Annotated in this window: 16 protein-coding genes and 1 tRNA gene; 6 read left to right on the top strand and 11 right to left on the bottom strand. The window is 69.1% G+C overall.

Annotation, left to right across the window (positions count from 1 at the left end):
- The first annotated feature begins 250 nt into the window (after nucleotides 1–250).
- Complete coding sequence (locus IWC96_RS12645; protein WP_231379064.1) at nucleotides 251–1,318, top strand: phytase; 1,068 nt, start codon at nucleotides 251–253, stop codon at nucleotides 1,316–1,318.
- Nucleotides 1,319–1,360: 42 nt separating this feature from the next.
- Here the strand turns inward: IWC96_RS12645 and IWC96_RS12640 are convergent, their stop codons facing one another.
- From IWC96_RS12640 to IWC96_RS12630, 3 genes are all read right to left on the bottom strand, one after another.
- Nucleotides 1,361–3,196 (bottom strand): metallophosphoesterase family protein, encoded by a 1,836-nt coding sequence (locus IWC96_RS12640; protein WP_196839033.1) that lies wholly within the window; start codon nucleotides 3,194–3,196, stop codon nucleotides 1,361–1,363.
- A 183-nt stretch (nucleotides 3,197–3,379) separates the two neighbouring features.
- Nucleotides 3,380–3,454: transfer RNA gene (locus IWC96_RS12635), tRNA-Gly, on the bottom strand.
- 141 nt (nucleotides 3,455–3,595) lie between these two features.
- Nucleotides 3,596–4,378, bottom strand: coding sequence for an SDR family oxidoreductase (locus IWC96_RS12630; RefSeq protein WP_021698657.1), 783 nt, complete (start codon nucleotides 4,376–4,378; stop codon nucleotides 3,596–3,598).
- A gap of 56 nt (nucleotides 4,379–4,434) precedes the next feature.
- Here IWC96_RS12630 and IWC96_RS12625 point away from each other — a divergent pair, with 56 nt between their 5' ends.
- Complete coding sequence (locus IWC96_RS12625; protein WP_045319432.1) at nucleotides 4,435–4,842, top strand: YkvA family protein; 408 nt, start codon at nucleotides 4,435–4,437, stop codon at nucleotides 4,840–4,842.
- Nucleotides 4,843–4,994: 152 nt separating this feature from the next.
- Here IWC96_RS12625 and IWC96_RS16255 read toward each other — a convergent pair whose 3' ends face one another.
- Both IWC96_RS16255 and IWC96_RS12615 read right to left on the bottom strand, forming a co-directional pair.
- Nucleotides 4,995–5,714: a 2OG-Fe(II) oxygenase family protein gene (locus IWC96_RS16255; protein ID WP_021697652.1), complete on the bottom strand. Its 720-nt coding sequence runs from the start codon at nucleotides 5,712–5,714 to the stop codon at nucleotides 4,995–4,997.
- Complete coding sequence (locus IWC96_RS12615; RefSeq protein ID WP_021697653.1) at nucleotides 5,711–6,715, bottom strand: NADPH:quinone oxidoreductase family protein; 1,005 nt, start codon at nucleotides 6,713–6,715, stop codon at nucleotides 5,711–5,713. Before IWC96_RS12615 ends, IWC96_RS16255 begins: the two co-directional genes overlap by 4 nt.
- 107 nt (nucleotides 6,716–6,822) lie before the next feature.
- On the opposite strand from IWC96_RS12615, the gene IWC96_RS12610 reads away from it, so the two are divergent.
- A complete protein-coding gene (locus tag IWC96_RS12610) occupies nucleotides 6,823–7,695 on the top strand; it encodes an isoaspartyl peptidase/L-asparaginase family protein (protein WP_021697654.1) in 873 nt (290 codons plus the stop codon).
- Nucleotides 7,696–7,779: 84 nt separating this feature from the next.
- Nucleotides 7,780–8,085 carry a hypothetical protein gene (locus IWC96_RS12605; RefSeq protein WP_045319109.1) on the top strand — a complete coding sequence of 102 codons (306 nt, stop codon included), beginning with the start codon at nucleotides 7,780–7,782 and terminating at the stop codon, nucleotides 8,083–8,085.
- 32 nt (nucleotides 8,086–8,117) lie between these two features.
- Here the strand turns inward: IWC96_RS12605 and htpX are convergent, their stop codons facing one another.
- Nucleotides 8,118–9,050, bottom strand: coding sequence for a zinc metalloprotease HtpX (htpX, locus tag IWC96_RS12600; RefSeq protein ID WP_021697655.1), 933 nt, complete (start codon nucleotides 9,048–9,050; stop codon nucleotides 8,118–8,120).
- Between the two features lie 93 nt (nucleotides 9,051–9,143).
- On the opposite strand from htpX, the gene IWC96_RS12595 reads away from it, so the two are divergent.
- The gene (locus IWC96_RS12595) at nucleotides 9,144–9,374 is read left to right on the top strand and encodes a DUF1674 domain-containing protein (protein WP_021697656.1); all 231 of its coding nucleotides are present in this window, start codon (nucleotides 9,144–9,146) and stop codon (nucleotides 9,372–9,374) included.
- Nucleotides 9,374–10,126, top strand: coding sequence for a DUF502 domain-containing protein (locus IWC96_RS12590; RefSeq protein WP_196839032.1), 753 nt, complete (start codon nucleotides 9,374–9,376; stop codon nucleotides 10,124–10,126). Before IWC96_RS12595 ends, IWC96_RS12590 begins: the two co-directional genes overlap by 1 nt.
- Here the strand turns inward: IWC96_RS12590 and trmB are convergent, their stop codons facing one another.
- The 5 genes from trmB to IWC96_RS12565 form a co-directional block, all read right to left on the bottom strand.
- Complete coding sequence (trmB, locus tag IWC96_RS12585) at nucleotides 10,127–10,840, bottom strand: tRNA (guanosine(46)-N7)-methyltransferase TrmB (protein ID WP_021697659.1); 714 nt, start codon at nucleotides 10,838–10,840, stop codon at nucleotides 10,127–10,129.
- Nucleotides 10,840–11,691, bottom strand: coding sequence for a 2,3,4,5-tetrahydropyridine-2,6-dicarboxylate N-succinyltransferase (gene dapD, locus IWC96_RS12580; protein WP_021697660.1), 852 nt, complete (start codon nucleotides 11,689–11,691; stop codon nucleotides 10,840–10,842). The genes trmB and dapD overlap by 1 nt, the downstream gene beginning before the upstream one ends.
- Nucleotides 11,688–12,350 (bottom strand): pyrimidine 5'-nucleotidase, encoded by a 663-nt coding sequence (locus tag IWC96_RS12575; protein ID WP_045319110.1) that lies wholly within the window; start codon nucleotides 12,348–12,350, stop codon nucleotides 11,688–11,690. Before IWC96_RS12575 ends, dapD begins: the two co-directional genes overlap by 4 nt.
- Nucleotides 12,347–13,288, bottom strand: coding sequence for an acetylglutamate kinase (argB, locus tag IWC96_RS12570; protein WP_021697662.1), 942 nt, complete (start codon nucleotides 13,286–13,288; stop codon nucleotides 12,347–12,349). Before argB ends, IWC96_RS12575 begins: the two co-directional genes overlap by 4 nt.
- A 218-nt stretch (nucleotides 13,289–13,506) precedes the next feature.
- Nucleotides 13,507–14,004, bottom strand: a complete 498-nt coding sequence (locus IWC96_RS12565) for a ferritin-like domain-containing protein (RefSeq protein WP_021697663.1) — start codon at nucleotides 14,002–14,004, stop codon at nucleotides 13,507–13,509.
- Nucleotides 14,005–14,174 lie beyond the last annotated feature (170 nt).

Here is a 14,174-nt window from a genome sequence, read left to right as displayed (position 1 = left end):
CCGACAGCTGGGTCAATGCGGGAAGCGGCGCGTGGAACGCCAGCGCGCCGTGTTCTGGGGGGTTGCTATGCAGGCTTGATGACACCTGGCCCGTCATCAAGATGACGGTTAGATGACACGGGGCGGGTTGTGGGCGGGGCGTTGTTGTAATGCGACACCGCCCCGCGTTATTCGACAGAGGTGGCGGGACACCAAGAACTGGCTGCCACGAATATTAGTCCGTTTACGGACGATATCGCCGGAGATCATGATGAAGACGCTTTCGCTGACCGCCGTGGCCGCGGCCGCCCTGCTGGCCGCCTGCGCCACGGCCGAGGATGACGGGCCCCAGGGCATGGAGGCGATCGGCGATCCCGCCCGCGCCGTGCCCGTCGCCGGCGAGACCCTGGTCACCACCGATCCGGAAGTGGACGCCGATGATCCGGCGCTGTGGGCGGACGCCCGCGACCCCTCGCGCGCGGTGATGTTCGGCACGGACAAGACCGACGGCCTCTATGTCCACAATCTGGACGGTTCGGTGCGCCAGTTCCTGCCCTCGGGCCAGTTGAACAATGTGGACCTGCGCACGGGCTTTCAGGTGAACGGCCGCGAGATGGTTCTGGTGGGCGCCACCAATGACACGCCGGGCGGGGCGGGCATCAATTTCTACCTGTTCGATCCCGACACCCTGCAGACCGTGGATTACGGCCTGGTCTCCATCGGCATGGACGAGCCCTACGGCTTCTGCATGGGCCGGCGCGGCGACGAGGTCTATGCGGTGGTCACCACCAAGCTGGGCACGACCCACCAGTGGCCGGTCTCCGCCGGACCGGACGGCCCCGTGCTGGGCGCCGAGCGGGTCCTGACCCTCGGCAGCCAGCTGGAAGGCTGCGTCGTCGATGACGCGGCCGACACCCTCTATGTGGGCGAGGAGGACGTGGCCCTGTGGCGCTATGACTTCGATCCGTCGGGATCCGGTCAGGCCGTCGAGATCGCCCGCGTCGACTACGAGCGTTTCAAGGACGACATCGAAGGCGTCACCCTCATGCGCGACGGCGGCGAGGCCTTCCTCATCGTGTCGAGCCAGGGCGACAGCACCTTCCCCGTCTACCGGATCGAGGGCGACGAGCACGTCTATCTGGGGCGCTTCGCGGTGGTGGCTGCCGGCGATGTGGACGGCGTTCACGGCACCGACGGTCTGGACGCCTGGTCGGGGCCCATCGGCGGCTTCCCGAACGGCCTTCTGGCCATCCATGACGATCAGGAAGATTCTGGCCCGAACCAGCAGAACTACAAGTTCGTGGACTGGCGCGAGGTGCGCCGCGCCCTGAACTTCTGAGGCGACGGGGGGCGGTGGGATGACCCGCCGCCCCTCCACACCTCAGTCCTTCGACAGGTCGAAGCTGTCGATGACGCCGCCGTCGGTGTCGATGGCCCGGTAGGTCAGGGTTCCGGCGACGGGATCCACCTGGATGATCTGATAGGTGCGGGTGTTGACCGCGCCGAAGGCGGCGAAGTCGGGCAGGCCCTGCTCGTACATCTTGGTGCCCGACACCGCCACCAGATAAACCGTGCCGTGCTCGCCCTCGGCCGCCGGCTCATGGCCGCGCATGGGCACGGTGCGCATATAGGCGTGGTCGTGGCCCTGGAAGGCGATGTCCACATTGTGCCGGTCGAAGATCGGTCCCCAGGCGTCGCGCAGCGGGTAGTTATCCCGGCCCGGACGCGAGGCGTAGAACGGGTGGTGGTAGATCACCACCTTCCAGCGGGCGTCGCTTTCGCCCAGCACCCGGTCCAGCCAGTCCACCTGCAGCTCGGGCTCCACCAGGTCGTAGTTGGAGTCCATCACCACCACCAGCAGGTCCTGATAGGTCACATGGTAGGTGCGGCCCGGGTCCAGGGTCTCGGCGCCGTTGGCCGGCAGGGCGAACTGCTGGAGATACAGGGTCGGGTGGCCGCCGTGGCTGTCGTGGTTGCCCAGGGCCGGGACCACCGGGGTGCGGTCGAACACCGTGGAACCCTCGTGGAAGAACTGGTCCCAGTTGTCCCGCTCGGTGCCGTGGTCGATCAGGTCGCCGGCGATCATGTAGAAGCGCGCCTCGGGGAAGCGGCCGTCGGACTGACGGATCAGGTCGCCCCATTCGTCCAGCCCGTTCTGGGGGTCGCCCAGATAGACGAAGGCGTAGGGCTCGGCGCCCGCGTCCGCCGCGGTGCGGAAGCGGCGTCGCTGGGTCCAGGTCTGGCCGTTGTCGGCGCTGACCGCGTACTCATAATCCGTGGCCGGAGTCAGGTCGTCCAGCCGGACCCGGTGCAGGCGGATGTCGGGGTCGTTGACGATCTGGCGGCTGGTCAGGGCGTCGGCCCGGGACGTCAGCATGCGGCCCGCCCCGTCGTCGCCCGCGGGCGCCAGCCACAGGAGGGACTCATCCACCGTCTCGTCGGTGCGCCACTGCACCGTCACCCCGGTGCGGGGGTCGTCCTGCCAGGTCAGCTGCAGATGGTCGGGCGTGGCGGACGACGGATAGTCGGTGGCGCGGAAGAAGCCCACCATGCGCGAGACGAACTCCCAGCTCTCGAAGCTGCGCAGCACGGGCAGGCCGTCCAGTTCGGCCGGCAGGGCGTTGAACCAGTCGTTGTCGTCCACATAGGGCGCGCCGTCCTCGCGGGCGATCTGCACGTCGGCGCCCGGGATCAGCGGGGTGATGACGACCGTCCCCTCGCCCCCGGCGGGCGCGGCGAAGACCACATAGGGCTTCATCTCCCCCGACAGGCTGGGCACGCCCAGATTCACCTCGCCCGCGGGCACGGCCTTCTCCCAGACGTGGAAGGGATCCTCCACGTCGACCACGAAGTCCAGGTCGGCCCGGCGCTGGAAGCCCAGGTCGGCGAGCCAGAAAGGCGTCTCGCCCCAGGTGCTGTCGAAGGCCACGAACAGGCGCGCCGGGCGGTCCACGGTGAAGCGGGCGAAACCGGTCGAGAGACGCTCGCGCTCCTCCGCGTTCAGGAAGGCCGCGGCCGTCTCGGGCGTCAGGGCCAGACGCTCGTCGGGCCCCATCTCGCGCACCATGCGGTCCAGGATGTCGGAGACATAGCCCTCGAGGGCGGCGTGGGGCGAAGCGGGCGCCTCGATCGTCGTGGGCTGAAGGGCCAGCGCAGGCGTCTGCGAAAAGGCCAGGCCCGCCGACAGGGCGAGGGCGAGAAGAAGCTTGCGCGACATGGTGCGGCGTTCCTGAACAAGACCGCGCATGGACGCCGGCCATCGTGAGGGGATGGCCCATGGTGACGCCTGTGTATGACAGGGGCGTGTCGGCAGGGTTGAAATGCGCAGGGGACGGAGCAAGGGGGTCTGGCGCCGAAAACAAGAAAGGCCCGGCGTGAACCGGGCCTTCTTCGTTTTGACTGGAGCGGGCGAGGCGATTCGAACGCCCGACCCTCACCTTGGCAAGGTGATGCTCTACCCCTGAGCTACGCCCGCGCTCTCAGTCGAGGGCGGGCCTATAGCCGAGCGCGGGCGGGGGCTGCAAGAGGGGATCGCCGAAATTCGGAAATCCCGTCTCGAAACGCGCCCAAACATGCGCTCAGGCAGCGAGCATCCGCGACGCGAGCGGTAGCGCTCTTACCGGGGCGCCAGCCGGATCCCGCCGTCCAGACGGATGCATTCGCCGTTGATGTAGGTGTTCTCGGCCAGGTGCAGGGCCAGGGCGGCGTAGTCGGCGGGCGTGCCCAGGCGCTTGGGGAAGGGGATCATGGCGGCCAGGGCGTCCTGAACCTTCTGGTCCATGCCCGCCATCATGGGCGTCCACATGATGCCCGGCAGGATGGTGTTGACCCGCACGCCCTCGTTCATCAGGTCGCGGGCCATGGGCAGGGTCATGGCGTAGACGCCGCCCTTGGAGGCCGAATAGGCCGCCTGGCCGATCTGGCCGTCCTGGGCCGCCACGCTGGCGGTGTTGACGATCAGGCCGCGCTCGCCGTCGTCCATGGGGTCCAGGGTGACCATGCCCGCCGCCGACTGGGACGCCACGCGGAAGGTGCCGAACAGGTTGACCGTCACCGTCTTCTCGAACTGGGCCATGTCGTGGGCGCGGATCTCGCCGGTGTCCTTCTTGCGCGACACGGTCTTCTGGCCGGTGGCGATCCCCGCACAATTGACGGTCAGGCGCTCCTGGCCGTGGGCGGCGCGGGCCTTTTCGAAGGCGGCGGCCACCGAGGCGTCATCGGTCACATTGACCTTGCAGAAGACCCCGCCGATGTCGGCCGCGACCTTTTCGCCCGCTTCCTCGTTCAGGTCGAAGATGGCCACCTTGACGCCTTTGGCCGCCAGGGCCCGTGCCGTGCCTTCGCCCAGGCCCGAGGCTCCGCCCGTCACCACCGCTGCGATCGAACCATCCAGTTTCATGGCATTCGTCCTATATCTATGTTGAACCCTTGATGTGGGGCGAGGATTTAGACGCCATGACGCAAAACGCCAAACCGTCTTCAATTGAAACGCCCGAAGCGGTGCTGGAGCCGTCGCGCGCCCTGGTCCCCACCGTCATCCGCACCAACGCCGAGCGGGTGCGGCGCGGCTTCTGGCCCAAGATCCGGCGCACGGCCACGCGCATCCCCTTCGCGCGGGAGGCGGTGGCCGCCTGGCACGCCGCCCGGGATCCGGAGACGCCGTTCCGCGCCAAGGCCATGATGCTGGCGGGGCTCGGCTATTTCGTCATGCCGGTGGACGCCATTCCCGACGTCTTCGTGGGCATCGGCTTCACCGACGACGCGGCGGTGATCGCCGCCATGATCGCCCTGGTGGGCTCCAACATCCGCGGCCGCCACTACCAGTCGGCGGAACAGACGTTGGAGGCCATGCGCGAGGAGTGACCGGCCCGTCTCCTCCCCCGCTTGCGGGGGAGGGGGACCATCCGAAGGATGGTGGAGGGGGCGACCCCATCCACCGTGCTCGAGGTTCGCCCCCTCCACCGCTTCGCGGTCCCCCTCCCCCATGCGCTGCGCTTATGGGGGAGGAGACAGGCTCAGGGGTGCGTGCGCCACCAGCCGGTGATCGACAGACGCGGGGCGCCGGCGAAGGGCGTGACCATGGACACCGCATGGGCCTGGGGCACGCGGAACACGTTCAGCACATTGAAGCCGGGGGTGAAGGCCTCCACCACCTCGCCCGCATCGTCCTTGAACAGCAGCAGCCCGCCCCATTCCGCCCGCCAGCGCGGGCACAGGTTCAGCACATAGGCGTAGAGCCGCCCGGCCTTCTCATGGTGGTCATTGTGGCCGTTGAGGAACTGGCCCGGCCCGAAGCGGGTGGCCATGGCGTCCACATGGGCGATGCGCTCGTCCCCGGTCAGGCGCCGCGCGAAGTCCAGCCACGGCTCGCTGTTGAACAGGGTGTAGAGTTCGGCCAGCGCCTGCGGCATGGCCTCGCCGGTCTGGACCCCGTAGCCGATGCGGAAACGGTCGTAGACATACTGGAAGCCGTCGCGGGCGCCCTCGTGAACCATGGCGATGAGCCGGGCCTGCTCATCCACGGGCTGCCCCTCGAACACGCTGACCGGCACGTCCACATTGGCCGGATTGTCCAGACTGCGCCGCCAGGCCAGGCCGTCGTCGGCGAGAGCCCCGTGCAGCGCCTGAGCGGCCTCCGTCGTCAGGACGCCCGCCACCCGCGCCCGGCCGCGCCCGGCGAGGGCCTGCGCGCCCGCCGTCAAATCCACAGCCGGGTTGAGGGCGACGGCGGTCACCGGTCCTCGACCGTGACCACGATCTTGCCCAGGGCCTGACGGTCGCCCAGCGCCTGGATGGCCTCGCCCGCCTTGTGCAGGGGGAAGGTGCGCGACACCCGGGGCCGGATCTTGCCCTCGGCGTACAGGCGCATCAGGTCGGCCATGTTGGCGGCGTGCTGCTCCGGCTCGCGGGCCACATGGGCGCCCCAGAACACCCCGACGATGGACACCGACTTCAAAAGGGTCAGGTTCAGCGGCAGGGACGGGATCCCCGCCGGGAAGCCCACCACCAGATAGCGGCCGTCCCAGTCCATGGCCCGCACGGCCGGCTCGGCGTAGTCGCCGCCGACGCCGTCGAACACCACATCGGCGCCGTCGCGGCCCGTGGCCAGTTTCAGCTCGCCGGACAGCTCCTTCTGGGCCGCCTTGTCCATGGGGCCGGTGGGATAGATCAGGCCGTTGTCGGCCCCCAGCTCCAGGGCGAACTCCACCTTGTCGCCGGTGGAGGCGGCGGCCACGACCCGCGCGCCCATGGCCTTGCCCAGCTCGACCGCCGCGGCGCCCACGCCGCCCGCCGCGCCCAGCACCAGAAGGGTCTCACCCTCCTTCAGCCGCGCCCGGTCCTTCAGCGCATAGTAGCTGGTGCCATAGGTCATCACGAGGGCGGCGCCCTCCTCGAAGGACATCTCCTTGGGCATGGGGATGACGTGGGTGGCGGGCACGGCGATGCGCTCCACCAGCCCGCCCCAGCCGGGCACGGCGATGACCCGGTCGCCCTTGCGCACATTCTTGACGCCCTCGCCCACCGCCTCGACCACCCCGGCCACCTCGGCGCCGGGGGAGAAGGGGCGCTCGGGTCTGAACTGGTACTTGTCCTCGATGATCAGGGTGTCGGGGAAATTGATCCCCACCGCCTTCACCTCGATCACCACCTGGCCCTTGCCGGGGGTGGGGTCGTTGACCTCCTCGACCGTCAGGGTCTCGGGGCCGCCGGGGGCATGGGACAGGACCGCGCGCAAATCGAACCTCGTTGAAGCTGGTGTGCGGGCGGTGGCGCCCGTCTCCTTCGAAGGCTAATGAGCGCAAAGGCCCGTGAAAAGGGCGAACGCTTCAGGAAGACCCGATCATGACCCGTCCAGCCCTCGTTCTGCACGGCGGCGCCGGCGCCCGCCGGTCGGAAAACTACGACCGCGAGATCGCCAACATGCGCGCGGTGGTCGAGGCCATGGCCGCGCGCCTGGCGGACGGCGCCTCGGCTCTGGACGTGACGGTGGAGGCGGTGGTGCTGCTGGAGGACTCCGGGCTTTATGTGGCCGGGCGCGGGGCCTCGCCCAATCTGGATGGCCGCTATGAGCTGGACGCCAGCCTGATGGACGGCGCCACCCAGAAGGCCGGGGCCGTGGCCGCGCTGCAGGGCTTCCGCAACCCCATCCGCGCCGCCCGGGCGGTGATGGAGAAGACCCCCCACGTCATGCTGGCCGGCCAGGGCGCCGCCGACTTCGCCCGCGATCAGCGACTGGAGGCGGTGGACGATCCCGAGGCCTGGTTCACCCGCGCCGGACAGGGCGACGACAACCATCCGCCCGGAACCCTGGCCCACGGCACCGTGGGCTGCGTGGTGCTGGACGCGCAGGGGCGCCTGGCGGCGGCCACCTCCACCGCCGGGGTGTTCGGCAAGATGCCCGGCCGCGTGGGCGACACCCCCATACCCGCCGCCGGCACCTGGGCCGACGACCATGCGGCGGTGTCCTGCACCGGCCAGGGGGAGTATTTCATCCGCACCGCCGCCGCCGCCCAGACCGCCTGGCGCGTGGCCGCCAACCAGCCCCTGGCCCCGGCCGCCCGCGCCGTCATCGACCGGATCGGCGCCATGGGCGGCGACGGCGGCCTGATCGCCCTGGACCGCCACGGCAACCGCGCCGATCCCTTCAACAGCCAGGGCATGAAGCGCGCCTGGCTGGACGTGTCCGGGGAGATCGGGGTGGAGGTGTTCGGGTAGCCCGGCGGTTGGCTTGCCGGCGCTGTTGAGCGGCGACTGTTGTCGCCCCCTTGCGGGAGTTCAGCGTGGCGCTACGTTCTACCAATGCTGAAGCACCTTCGTGCGCGCTGGCCCGATCTTCACGTCCCTCCGGGCGAGCCGATTTGGCTGCTCTATGAGTTAGACGAAGAAGCCGACGCGGTCCTGCGCTCTGCCGAGGTCTTTCCTGACGGAAGCGTGACTCGAAATAGCATTGAGATCGAGGAGCGCGGTGGCAAGCCATGTCCCTCTCTTATTGAGGGCTCCCTTCCTACCATTTTCCAGGGCGTGACTGCAGAAGAGATCACGTCGCACGAGTTCGATGCGACGTGGGCGAGGGGCGTGGACACGCCGTTCTGGAACGTCTCCTAGCCACCCGCCACAACCCGTAGCATCTGCCCCCCTCACCCCCACGGCCCGCGCCGCTCGCCCGTCACCGGCACGAAGGCGCCGGCGCGCGGGGCTTCCGGCTCGGCGAAGAAGGCCGGGCGCGATCCGCCGCCCATTTCGTTGAGGGCCTTGATGCGGTTGGCGGTGGCCGGGTGGGTCGAGAACAGGTTGTCAGCGCCCTTTCCGTTCAGGGGATTGATGATGAACATGTGGGCGGTGGCGGGATTGCGCTCGGCCGCCACGTTCAGCTCGCCGCGGGCGTAGCGCTCCATCTTCGCCAGCGCCGACGCCAGGGCCTGGGGGTCGCCCGCGATCTCCGCGCCCACCCGGTCCGCGCCGTATTCGCGGGTGCGGCTGATGGCCATCTGCACCAGCGCGGCCGCCATGGGCGCCAGCAGCATGATGGCCAGGGTCCCGATGATGCCGCCGGGCCGGTCGCGCCCGCCGAAGAACAGGGCGAAATTGGCCAGGGCCGCGATGGCGCCGGCGATGGTCGCCGTCACCGTCATGACCAGGGTGTCGCGGTTCTTCACATGGGCCAGTTCGTGGGCCATGACGCCGCGGATCTCGGCCCGGTTCAGCATGCGCAGCAGACCGGTGGTGGCCGCCACCGCCGCGTTGTCGGGATTGCGGCCCGTGGCGAAGGCGTTGGGCTGGTCATTGGGGATGATGACGATGTTGGGCAGGGGCAGGCCCGCGCTCGCCGCCATGGCTTTTGTGTCGGCCACATAGTTGCGCACCACCGGGTCGGGGTGGCTCTCGTCCACCGGCTGGGCCCGGTACATCTTCAGCACGATCTTGTCGGCGTTCCAGTAGCTGACGAAGTTCAGCGCCACCGCGAACACCAGGGCGATCAGCATGCCTGTGGCCCCGCCGATCAGATAACCGACGCCCACGAACAGGGCGGTCATGGCGGCCAGCAGGATGAAGGTCTTGATGTGGTTCATCGTTTTCCGTGTGAATGATCGGGCGGGCTTTGTCGCCGCCCCTGTTGCATACTATGTGGAGCGGGACCGTCCCCGCCTCAAGAGCTTCCGCCCGTGACCGATCAGCCCGCCGATGACATTCCTGTCCTGCTGAACCCGGACCTGCCGGACGCCGCCCAGGACAAGCCCCTGAGCCCCGCCGCGCGCCGCGCGCTGGAGGAGGCCGCCGCCCGCCGCGCCGCCGCGCCGCCGCTGGACCTGCCGCCCGAACAGGGCGGGCCGCGCGGGGCCGAGCCGACGCGCTATGGCGACTGGGAGAAAAAAGGCCTGGCGGTGGATTTCTGATGAAACGCTGGGCCTTCACCGACGAGGAACTTCGCCTGACCCGGATCCGGGTGAAGTCCTGGGCCGCCCGCGCCTCCGAGGCCCTGGTGGTGGGCGCTGTGGCGGTGGCGCCGCTGGCCCTGACGCTCTGGGTGCTGTGGCTGGTGCTGCAGGTGGCCGCCTTCGTGGGCGGGCTGATGACCGGACCGTTCAACGCCACGGTCCTGATGATCGCCCCGGGGCTGGAAGGCTTCCTGCTGCATCCGGTGACCTCCACCGTGCTGAACATCGTGGTGGCCTTGGGGGCCCTGGTGGTGATCGGGCTAATGGCCAAGGGCGTCATCGGGCGGCTGGTGGGCCGGATGGTGGAGGACTTCATCACCCGCATCCCGGTGGGCAGCGTGGTCTATGGCTCGGCGCGCCAGCTGATCGCCAGCTTCCAGTCCCCCACCGAGGGCGCCCAGAAGGTGGTGCTGATCGAGTTCCCCTCGCCCGAGATGCGCACCGTGGGCCTGGTCACCCAGCGCTTCCGCGCCTCGGACACGGGCGAGGAGCTGGCGGCGGTCTATGTGCCGACCACGCCGAACCCGACCTCGGGCTATGTGGAGATCGTGCCGGTGGAGCGGCTGGTGTGGCTGGACTGGACCCTGAACGAGGCCATCCAGTTCATCGTCTCGGCCGGTGTCATCTCGCCCGAGACGGTCAAGTACCGCACCACCGGCCATCCCGATCCGCAGGGATCGCCCCCGCCGATCATCCCCGACCAGAGCTGATCAGGTCCGCACGAACTCAAGGAACAGCGGCGGGGTGTCGCCCAGCTGCTTTTCCTCATAGCGGGTGGTGACATGGTCGGCGGGCGCGGTGCGCCAGTCGTCGGCCCGCTCGGCCTGCCATTCAAGCCCCTCGGTGCGCAGGAACCGTTCGTGGGCCCAGGCGGCGTAGTCCTTCCAGTCGGTGACGAAGCGCAGCCGGCCGCCGGGCTTCAGCACCCGCGCGATCTCCACCGCCGTCTCGTCCTGGATCAGGCGGCGCTTGTTGTGCCGCGCCTTGGGCCAGGGGTCGGGGAACAGGATCATGACCCGGTCCAGACTGGCGTCCGGCAGGGCCGCCATCACCGCCCGCGCGTCCCCGGCGTGCAGGCGCACGTTCTTCAGCCCCATCTCCTCCACATGACGCAGGGCCGAACCCACCCCGTTCAGGAAGGGCTCGCAGCCGATCATCAGGGCGTGGGGATGACGTCGCGCCTGTTCGGCCAGATGCTCGCCGCCCCCGAAGCCGATCTCGATCCAGACCTCGGTCGCCTCGGGCATCAGGGCCTTCGGATCGATCGGCCCCGCCTCGGGGTCGGGCAGGGCGATGGTCGGCAGCAGGGTGTCGAACAGGGCCGCCTGGCGCGGTTTCAGCGTGCGCGAGCGGATGCGCCCGAACGAGCGCATGGGGCCCCAGCTGGGCGCAGGGCCTTCGGTCTTGTCGTCGGGTTCGCTCATCAGTCCCGCAGCAGTTCGTTGACGCCGGTCTTGGCCCGGGTCTGGGCGTCCACGCGCTTGACGATGACGGCGCAGTACAGGGACGGCCCGCCGTTGGGATCGGGCAGGGCGCCGGGCACCACGACGGAATACGCCGGCACCTCGCCCCGGAACACCTCGCCGGTGGCCCGGTCCACGATCTTCGTGGAGGCCGACAGATAGACGCCCATGGCCAGCACCGCGCCCTCGCGCACGATGACGCCCTCGGCCACCTCGGCGCGGGCGCCGATGAAACAGCCGTCCTCGATGATGGTGGGGTTGGCCTGCAGGGGCTCCAGCACCCCGCCGATGCCCGCCCCGCCGGACAGGTGCACATTCTTGCCGATCTGGGCGCACGACCCGACCGTGGCCCAGGCGTCCACCATGGCGCCCTCGTCCACATAGGCCCCGATGTTCACGAAGGAGGGCATCAGGACCACATTGCGGCCGATGAAGGCGCCGTGGCGCACGAAGCTGCCCGGCACGGCGCGGAAGCCCGCGGCGCGGAACTGTTCGGCGTGCCAGGTCCCGAACTTGTTGGGGACCTTGTCCCACCAGGGGCCGTGACCGGCGTGGGGCGAGCCGAAGCCCTTGCCCGCCGTGGACATGACCGTGTTGTCGTTGAGGCGGAAGGACAGCAGCACCGCCTTCTTCAGCCACTGGTGGGTGGTCCAGACGCCGTCCTCGCCGCGCGAGGCCACCCGGGCCTGACCGGAGTCCAGCAGGTCCAGGGCCTCCATCACCGCGTCGCGCGCCTGCCCGGTCGTGGACGGCGACAGATCGGCGCGATTTTCCCAGGCGGTTTCGATCACGGATTCCAGCGGATGGGTCATGCGGCGTCTCTCAAGGGCAGGCGGTTCAGGAACGGCGGCAGGGTCTCGGTGCGGTGATCCACGAAGGGGGCGGTGGAGGCCGGGGCGTGGGCGCCCACCAGCACCGTGGCCATGCCCATGTCGGCGGCGGGCTTCAGGTTCTTCTCGGTGTCCTCGAAGAAGGCGGCGCGGCGCGGATCGACCCCGTGCCGCTCGATCATGCGGGTGAAGGCGCGCGGGTCCGGCTTGGGGATCAGGTCCGAGGCCTCGATGTGGAACACGTCGTGGAACAGGTCGGCGATCTTCAGGGCGTCCAGCACCCGCTCCGCATGGGCCGCCGCCCCGTTGGTGAAGATCAGCCGCCGCCCCGGCAGGCGCGACAGACCATCCCGCAGCACCGGGTCCGGCGTCAGGCAGTCCAGCTCGACCCGGTGCACCTCGTCCAGAAAGGCGCCGGGGTCCACCCGATGGTTCAGCATCAGGCCGCTCAGCGAGGTGCCGTGGTCGCGAAGATATTTCAGCTGCAGCTGGCGCGCCTCGGCCGGGCCCATGCCCACGGTGCGCACGAAGAAGGCGTTGATGCGGTCCTGCACCCGCCCCATCAGGCCGCATTCGGCCGGATAAAGGGTGTTGTCCATGTCGAACACCCAGTGCTCGACGTGATCGAGGGACGGGCTCACGCCTTCACCAGGGTTCCGGCGCCGTGCTCGGTGAACAGCTCCACCAGCATGGCGTGGCTGCGCCGTCCGTCCAGGATGACCACCGCCTCGACCCCGGCCTTCACCGCCGCCATGGCGGTCTCCAGCTTGGGGATCATGCCGCCGGTGGCGACGCCGTCGGCGATCAGCTGTTCGGCCTCGGCCACGGTCATCTGGCGGATCACCTGTCCGTCCTTGTCCAGCACGCCCTTCACATCGGTCAGCAGAAGCATTCTTTTGGCCTGCAGCGACCCGGCCACCGCGCCCGCCACCGTGTCGGCGTTGACGTTGTAGGTCTTGCCGTCCTCGGCGACGCCGATGGGGGCGATCACCGGCACCCAGTCCTCGGACTCCGAGGCGATCAGGCCCCGGATCAGCTTGGGGTCCACCCTGGTGGGTTCGCCCACGAAGCCGAGATCCACCTCATGCTCGATCATGCTGTCGGGGTCGCGGCGGGTGCGGCGGGTCTTCTCCACCGTCAGCAGGCCGGCGTCCTTGCCCGACAGGCCCACGCCGCGCACATCGGCCTGTTTCCCGGCCTCGGTGATCCAGTTGGCGATCTCCTTGTTGACTGCGCCCGACAGGACCATCTCGGCGATCTGCATGGTGGCCGCGTCGGTGACGCGCAGGCCGTCCACGAACTCGGATTTCACGCCGGCCCGGTCCAGCATGGCGCTGATCTGCGGGCCGCCGCCGTGGACCACCACGGGGTTCACGCCCATCAGCTTCAGCAGCACCACGTCGGCGGCGAACTGCTTGGCCACGGCCTCGTCGCCCATGGCGTGGCCGCCGTATTTGATGACCACGGTCTGGCGGTCATAGACCTGGATATAGGGCAGCGCCTCGGCCAGGGTCCTGGCGGTGGCCCAGCTGCGGTCTTCGGACTGCCGCTCGTCTTCGGTGATGGGAACCTGGTTCATCGCCCCGGCGCGATAGCGGACATGGGCGGCGCTGTCACCTCATCCTTCTCCCATTGGGAGAAGGGGACCCCGCGCACCGGAGCGACAGCGAAGGTTCTGCGCGCGGGGGATGAGGGCCGGTTGGGCGAGACGACGCCCCCGACCCTCACCCTGCGCGCGAACCACGGATGCTCACGCATCCGTGCGCGCAGCCCTCTCCCGCCGGGAGAGGGGCTTTATCATTCCGCCGCCAGGGCCTGCGGGTTCGGGGACTCGTCGGCCAGCTTGCTCAGGTCCGAGTCGGTCTTCGACTCCTCCTTCAGGGTCTCGTCCAGCAGGCGCACCGCGTCGGGCAGCTCCAGCAGTTCGGCCCAGCGCTTCAGGGTGCCGTAGCGGGCGATCTCGTAGTGCTCCACCGCCTGGGCGGCCGAGATCAGACCGGCGTCCAGAGCGGGCGTGTCCTTGTAGTCCTCGAGAATTTCCTCGCCCTCGGCGATGAGGCCCTCGATGGCTTCGCAGGTCTTGCCCATGGCGCGCTTGCCGATGATGTCGAACACCTGCTGCAGGCGCTCAATCTGGCCCTCGGTCTCCTCGATATGCTTCTCGAAGGCGGCTTTCAGCGCAGGAGATTGCGCGCCGCGGGCCATTTTCGGCAGGGCTTTGGCGATCTTTCGCTCGGCGTAATAGATGTCCTTGAGGGTGTCGTAGAACAGGTTATCCAGGGTCTTCTCGGTCATGGCCGTTTCCCTTCCATTGGAGTGACCGCCGACAACCGGACGAGGCGGGGAATGTTCCCCACATTCCGGAACCGATCACGAACACGGCCGGTTTACAGGGTCATGGATGGGGACCACACAGAACCACGGCCGACGGCACTGGACGCCGAGGTCGCGCGACAGCTGCTGGA

Origin of the sequence: Brevundimonas sp. BAL450 (assembly GCF_015767455.1) — a bacterium.
GTDB lineage: Bacteria > Pseudomonadota > Alphaproteobacteria > Caulobacterales > Caulobacteraceae > Brevundimonas > Brevundimonas abyssalis.
Note: the sequence above shows the minus strand (reverse complement) of the source record. Positions and strands in the feature narration are given on the sequence as shown.

Coding starts and splice junctions, on each gene's coding strand:
- IWC96_RS12645 (WP_231379064.1), top strand. CDS start 251: ATGAAGACGCTTTCGCTGACCGCCGTGGCCGCGGCCGCCCTGCTGGCC.
- IWC96_RS12640 (WP_196839033.1), bottom strand. CDS start 3,196: ATGTCGCGCAAGCTTCTTCTCGCCCTCGCCCTGTCGGCGGGCCTGGCC.
- IWC96_RS12630 (WP_021698657.1), bottom strand. CDS start 4,378: ATGAAACTGGATGGTTCGATCGCAGCGGTGGTGACGGGCGGAGCCTCG.
- IWC96_RS12625 (WP_045319432.1), top strand. CDS start 4,435: ATGACGCAAAACGCCAAACCGTCTTCAATTGAAACGCCCGAAGCGGTG.
- IWC96_RS12610 (WP_021697654.1), top strand. CDS start 6,823: ATGACCCGTCCAGCCCTCGTTCTGCACGGCGGCGCCGGCGCCCGCCGG.
- IWC96_RS12605 (WP_045319109.1), top strand. CDS start 7,780: ATGCTGAAGCACCTTCGTGCGCGCTGGCCCGATCTTCACGTCCCTCCG.
- htpX (WP_021697655.1), bottom strand. CDS start 9,050: ATGAACCACATCAAGACCTTCATCCTGCTGGCCGCCATGACCGCCCTG.
- IWC96_RS12590 (WP_196839032.1), top strand. CDS start 9,374: ATGAAACGCTGGGCCTTCACCGACGAGGAACTTCGCCTGACCCGGATC.
- trmB (WP_021697659.1), bottom strand. CDS start 10,840: ATGAGCGAACCCGACGACAAGACCGAAGGCCCTGCGCCCAGCTGGGGC.
- dapD (WP_021697660.1), bottom strand. CDS start 11,691: ATGACCCATCCGCTGGAATCCGTGATCGAAACCGCCTGGGAAAATCGC.
- argB (WP_021697662.1), bottom strand. CDS start 13,288: ATGAACCAGGTTCCCATCACCGAAGACGAGCGGCAGTCCGAAGACCGC.
- IWC96_RS12565 (WP_021697663.1), bottom strand. CDS start 14,004: ATGACCGAGAAGACCCTGGATAACCTGTTCTACGACACCCTCAAGGAC.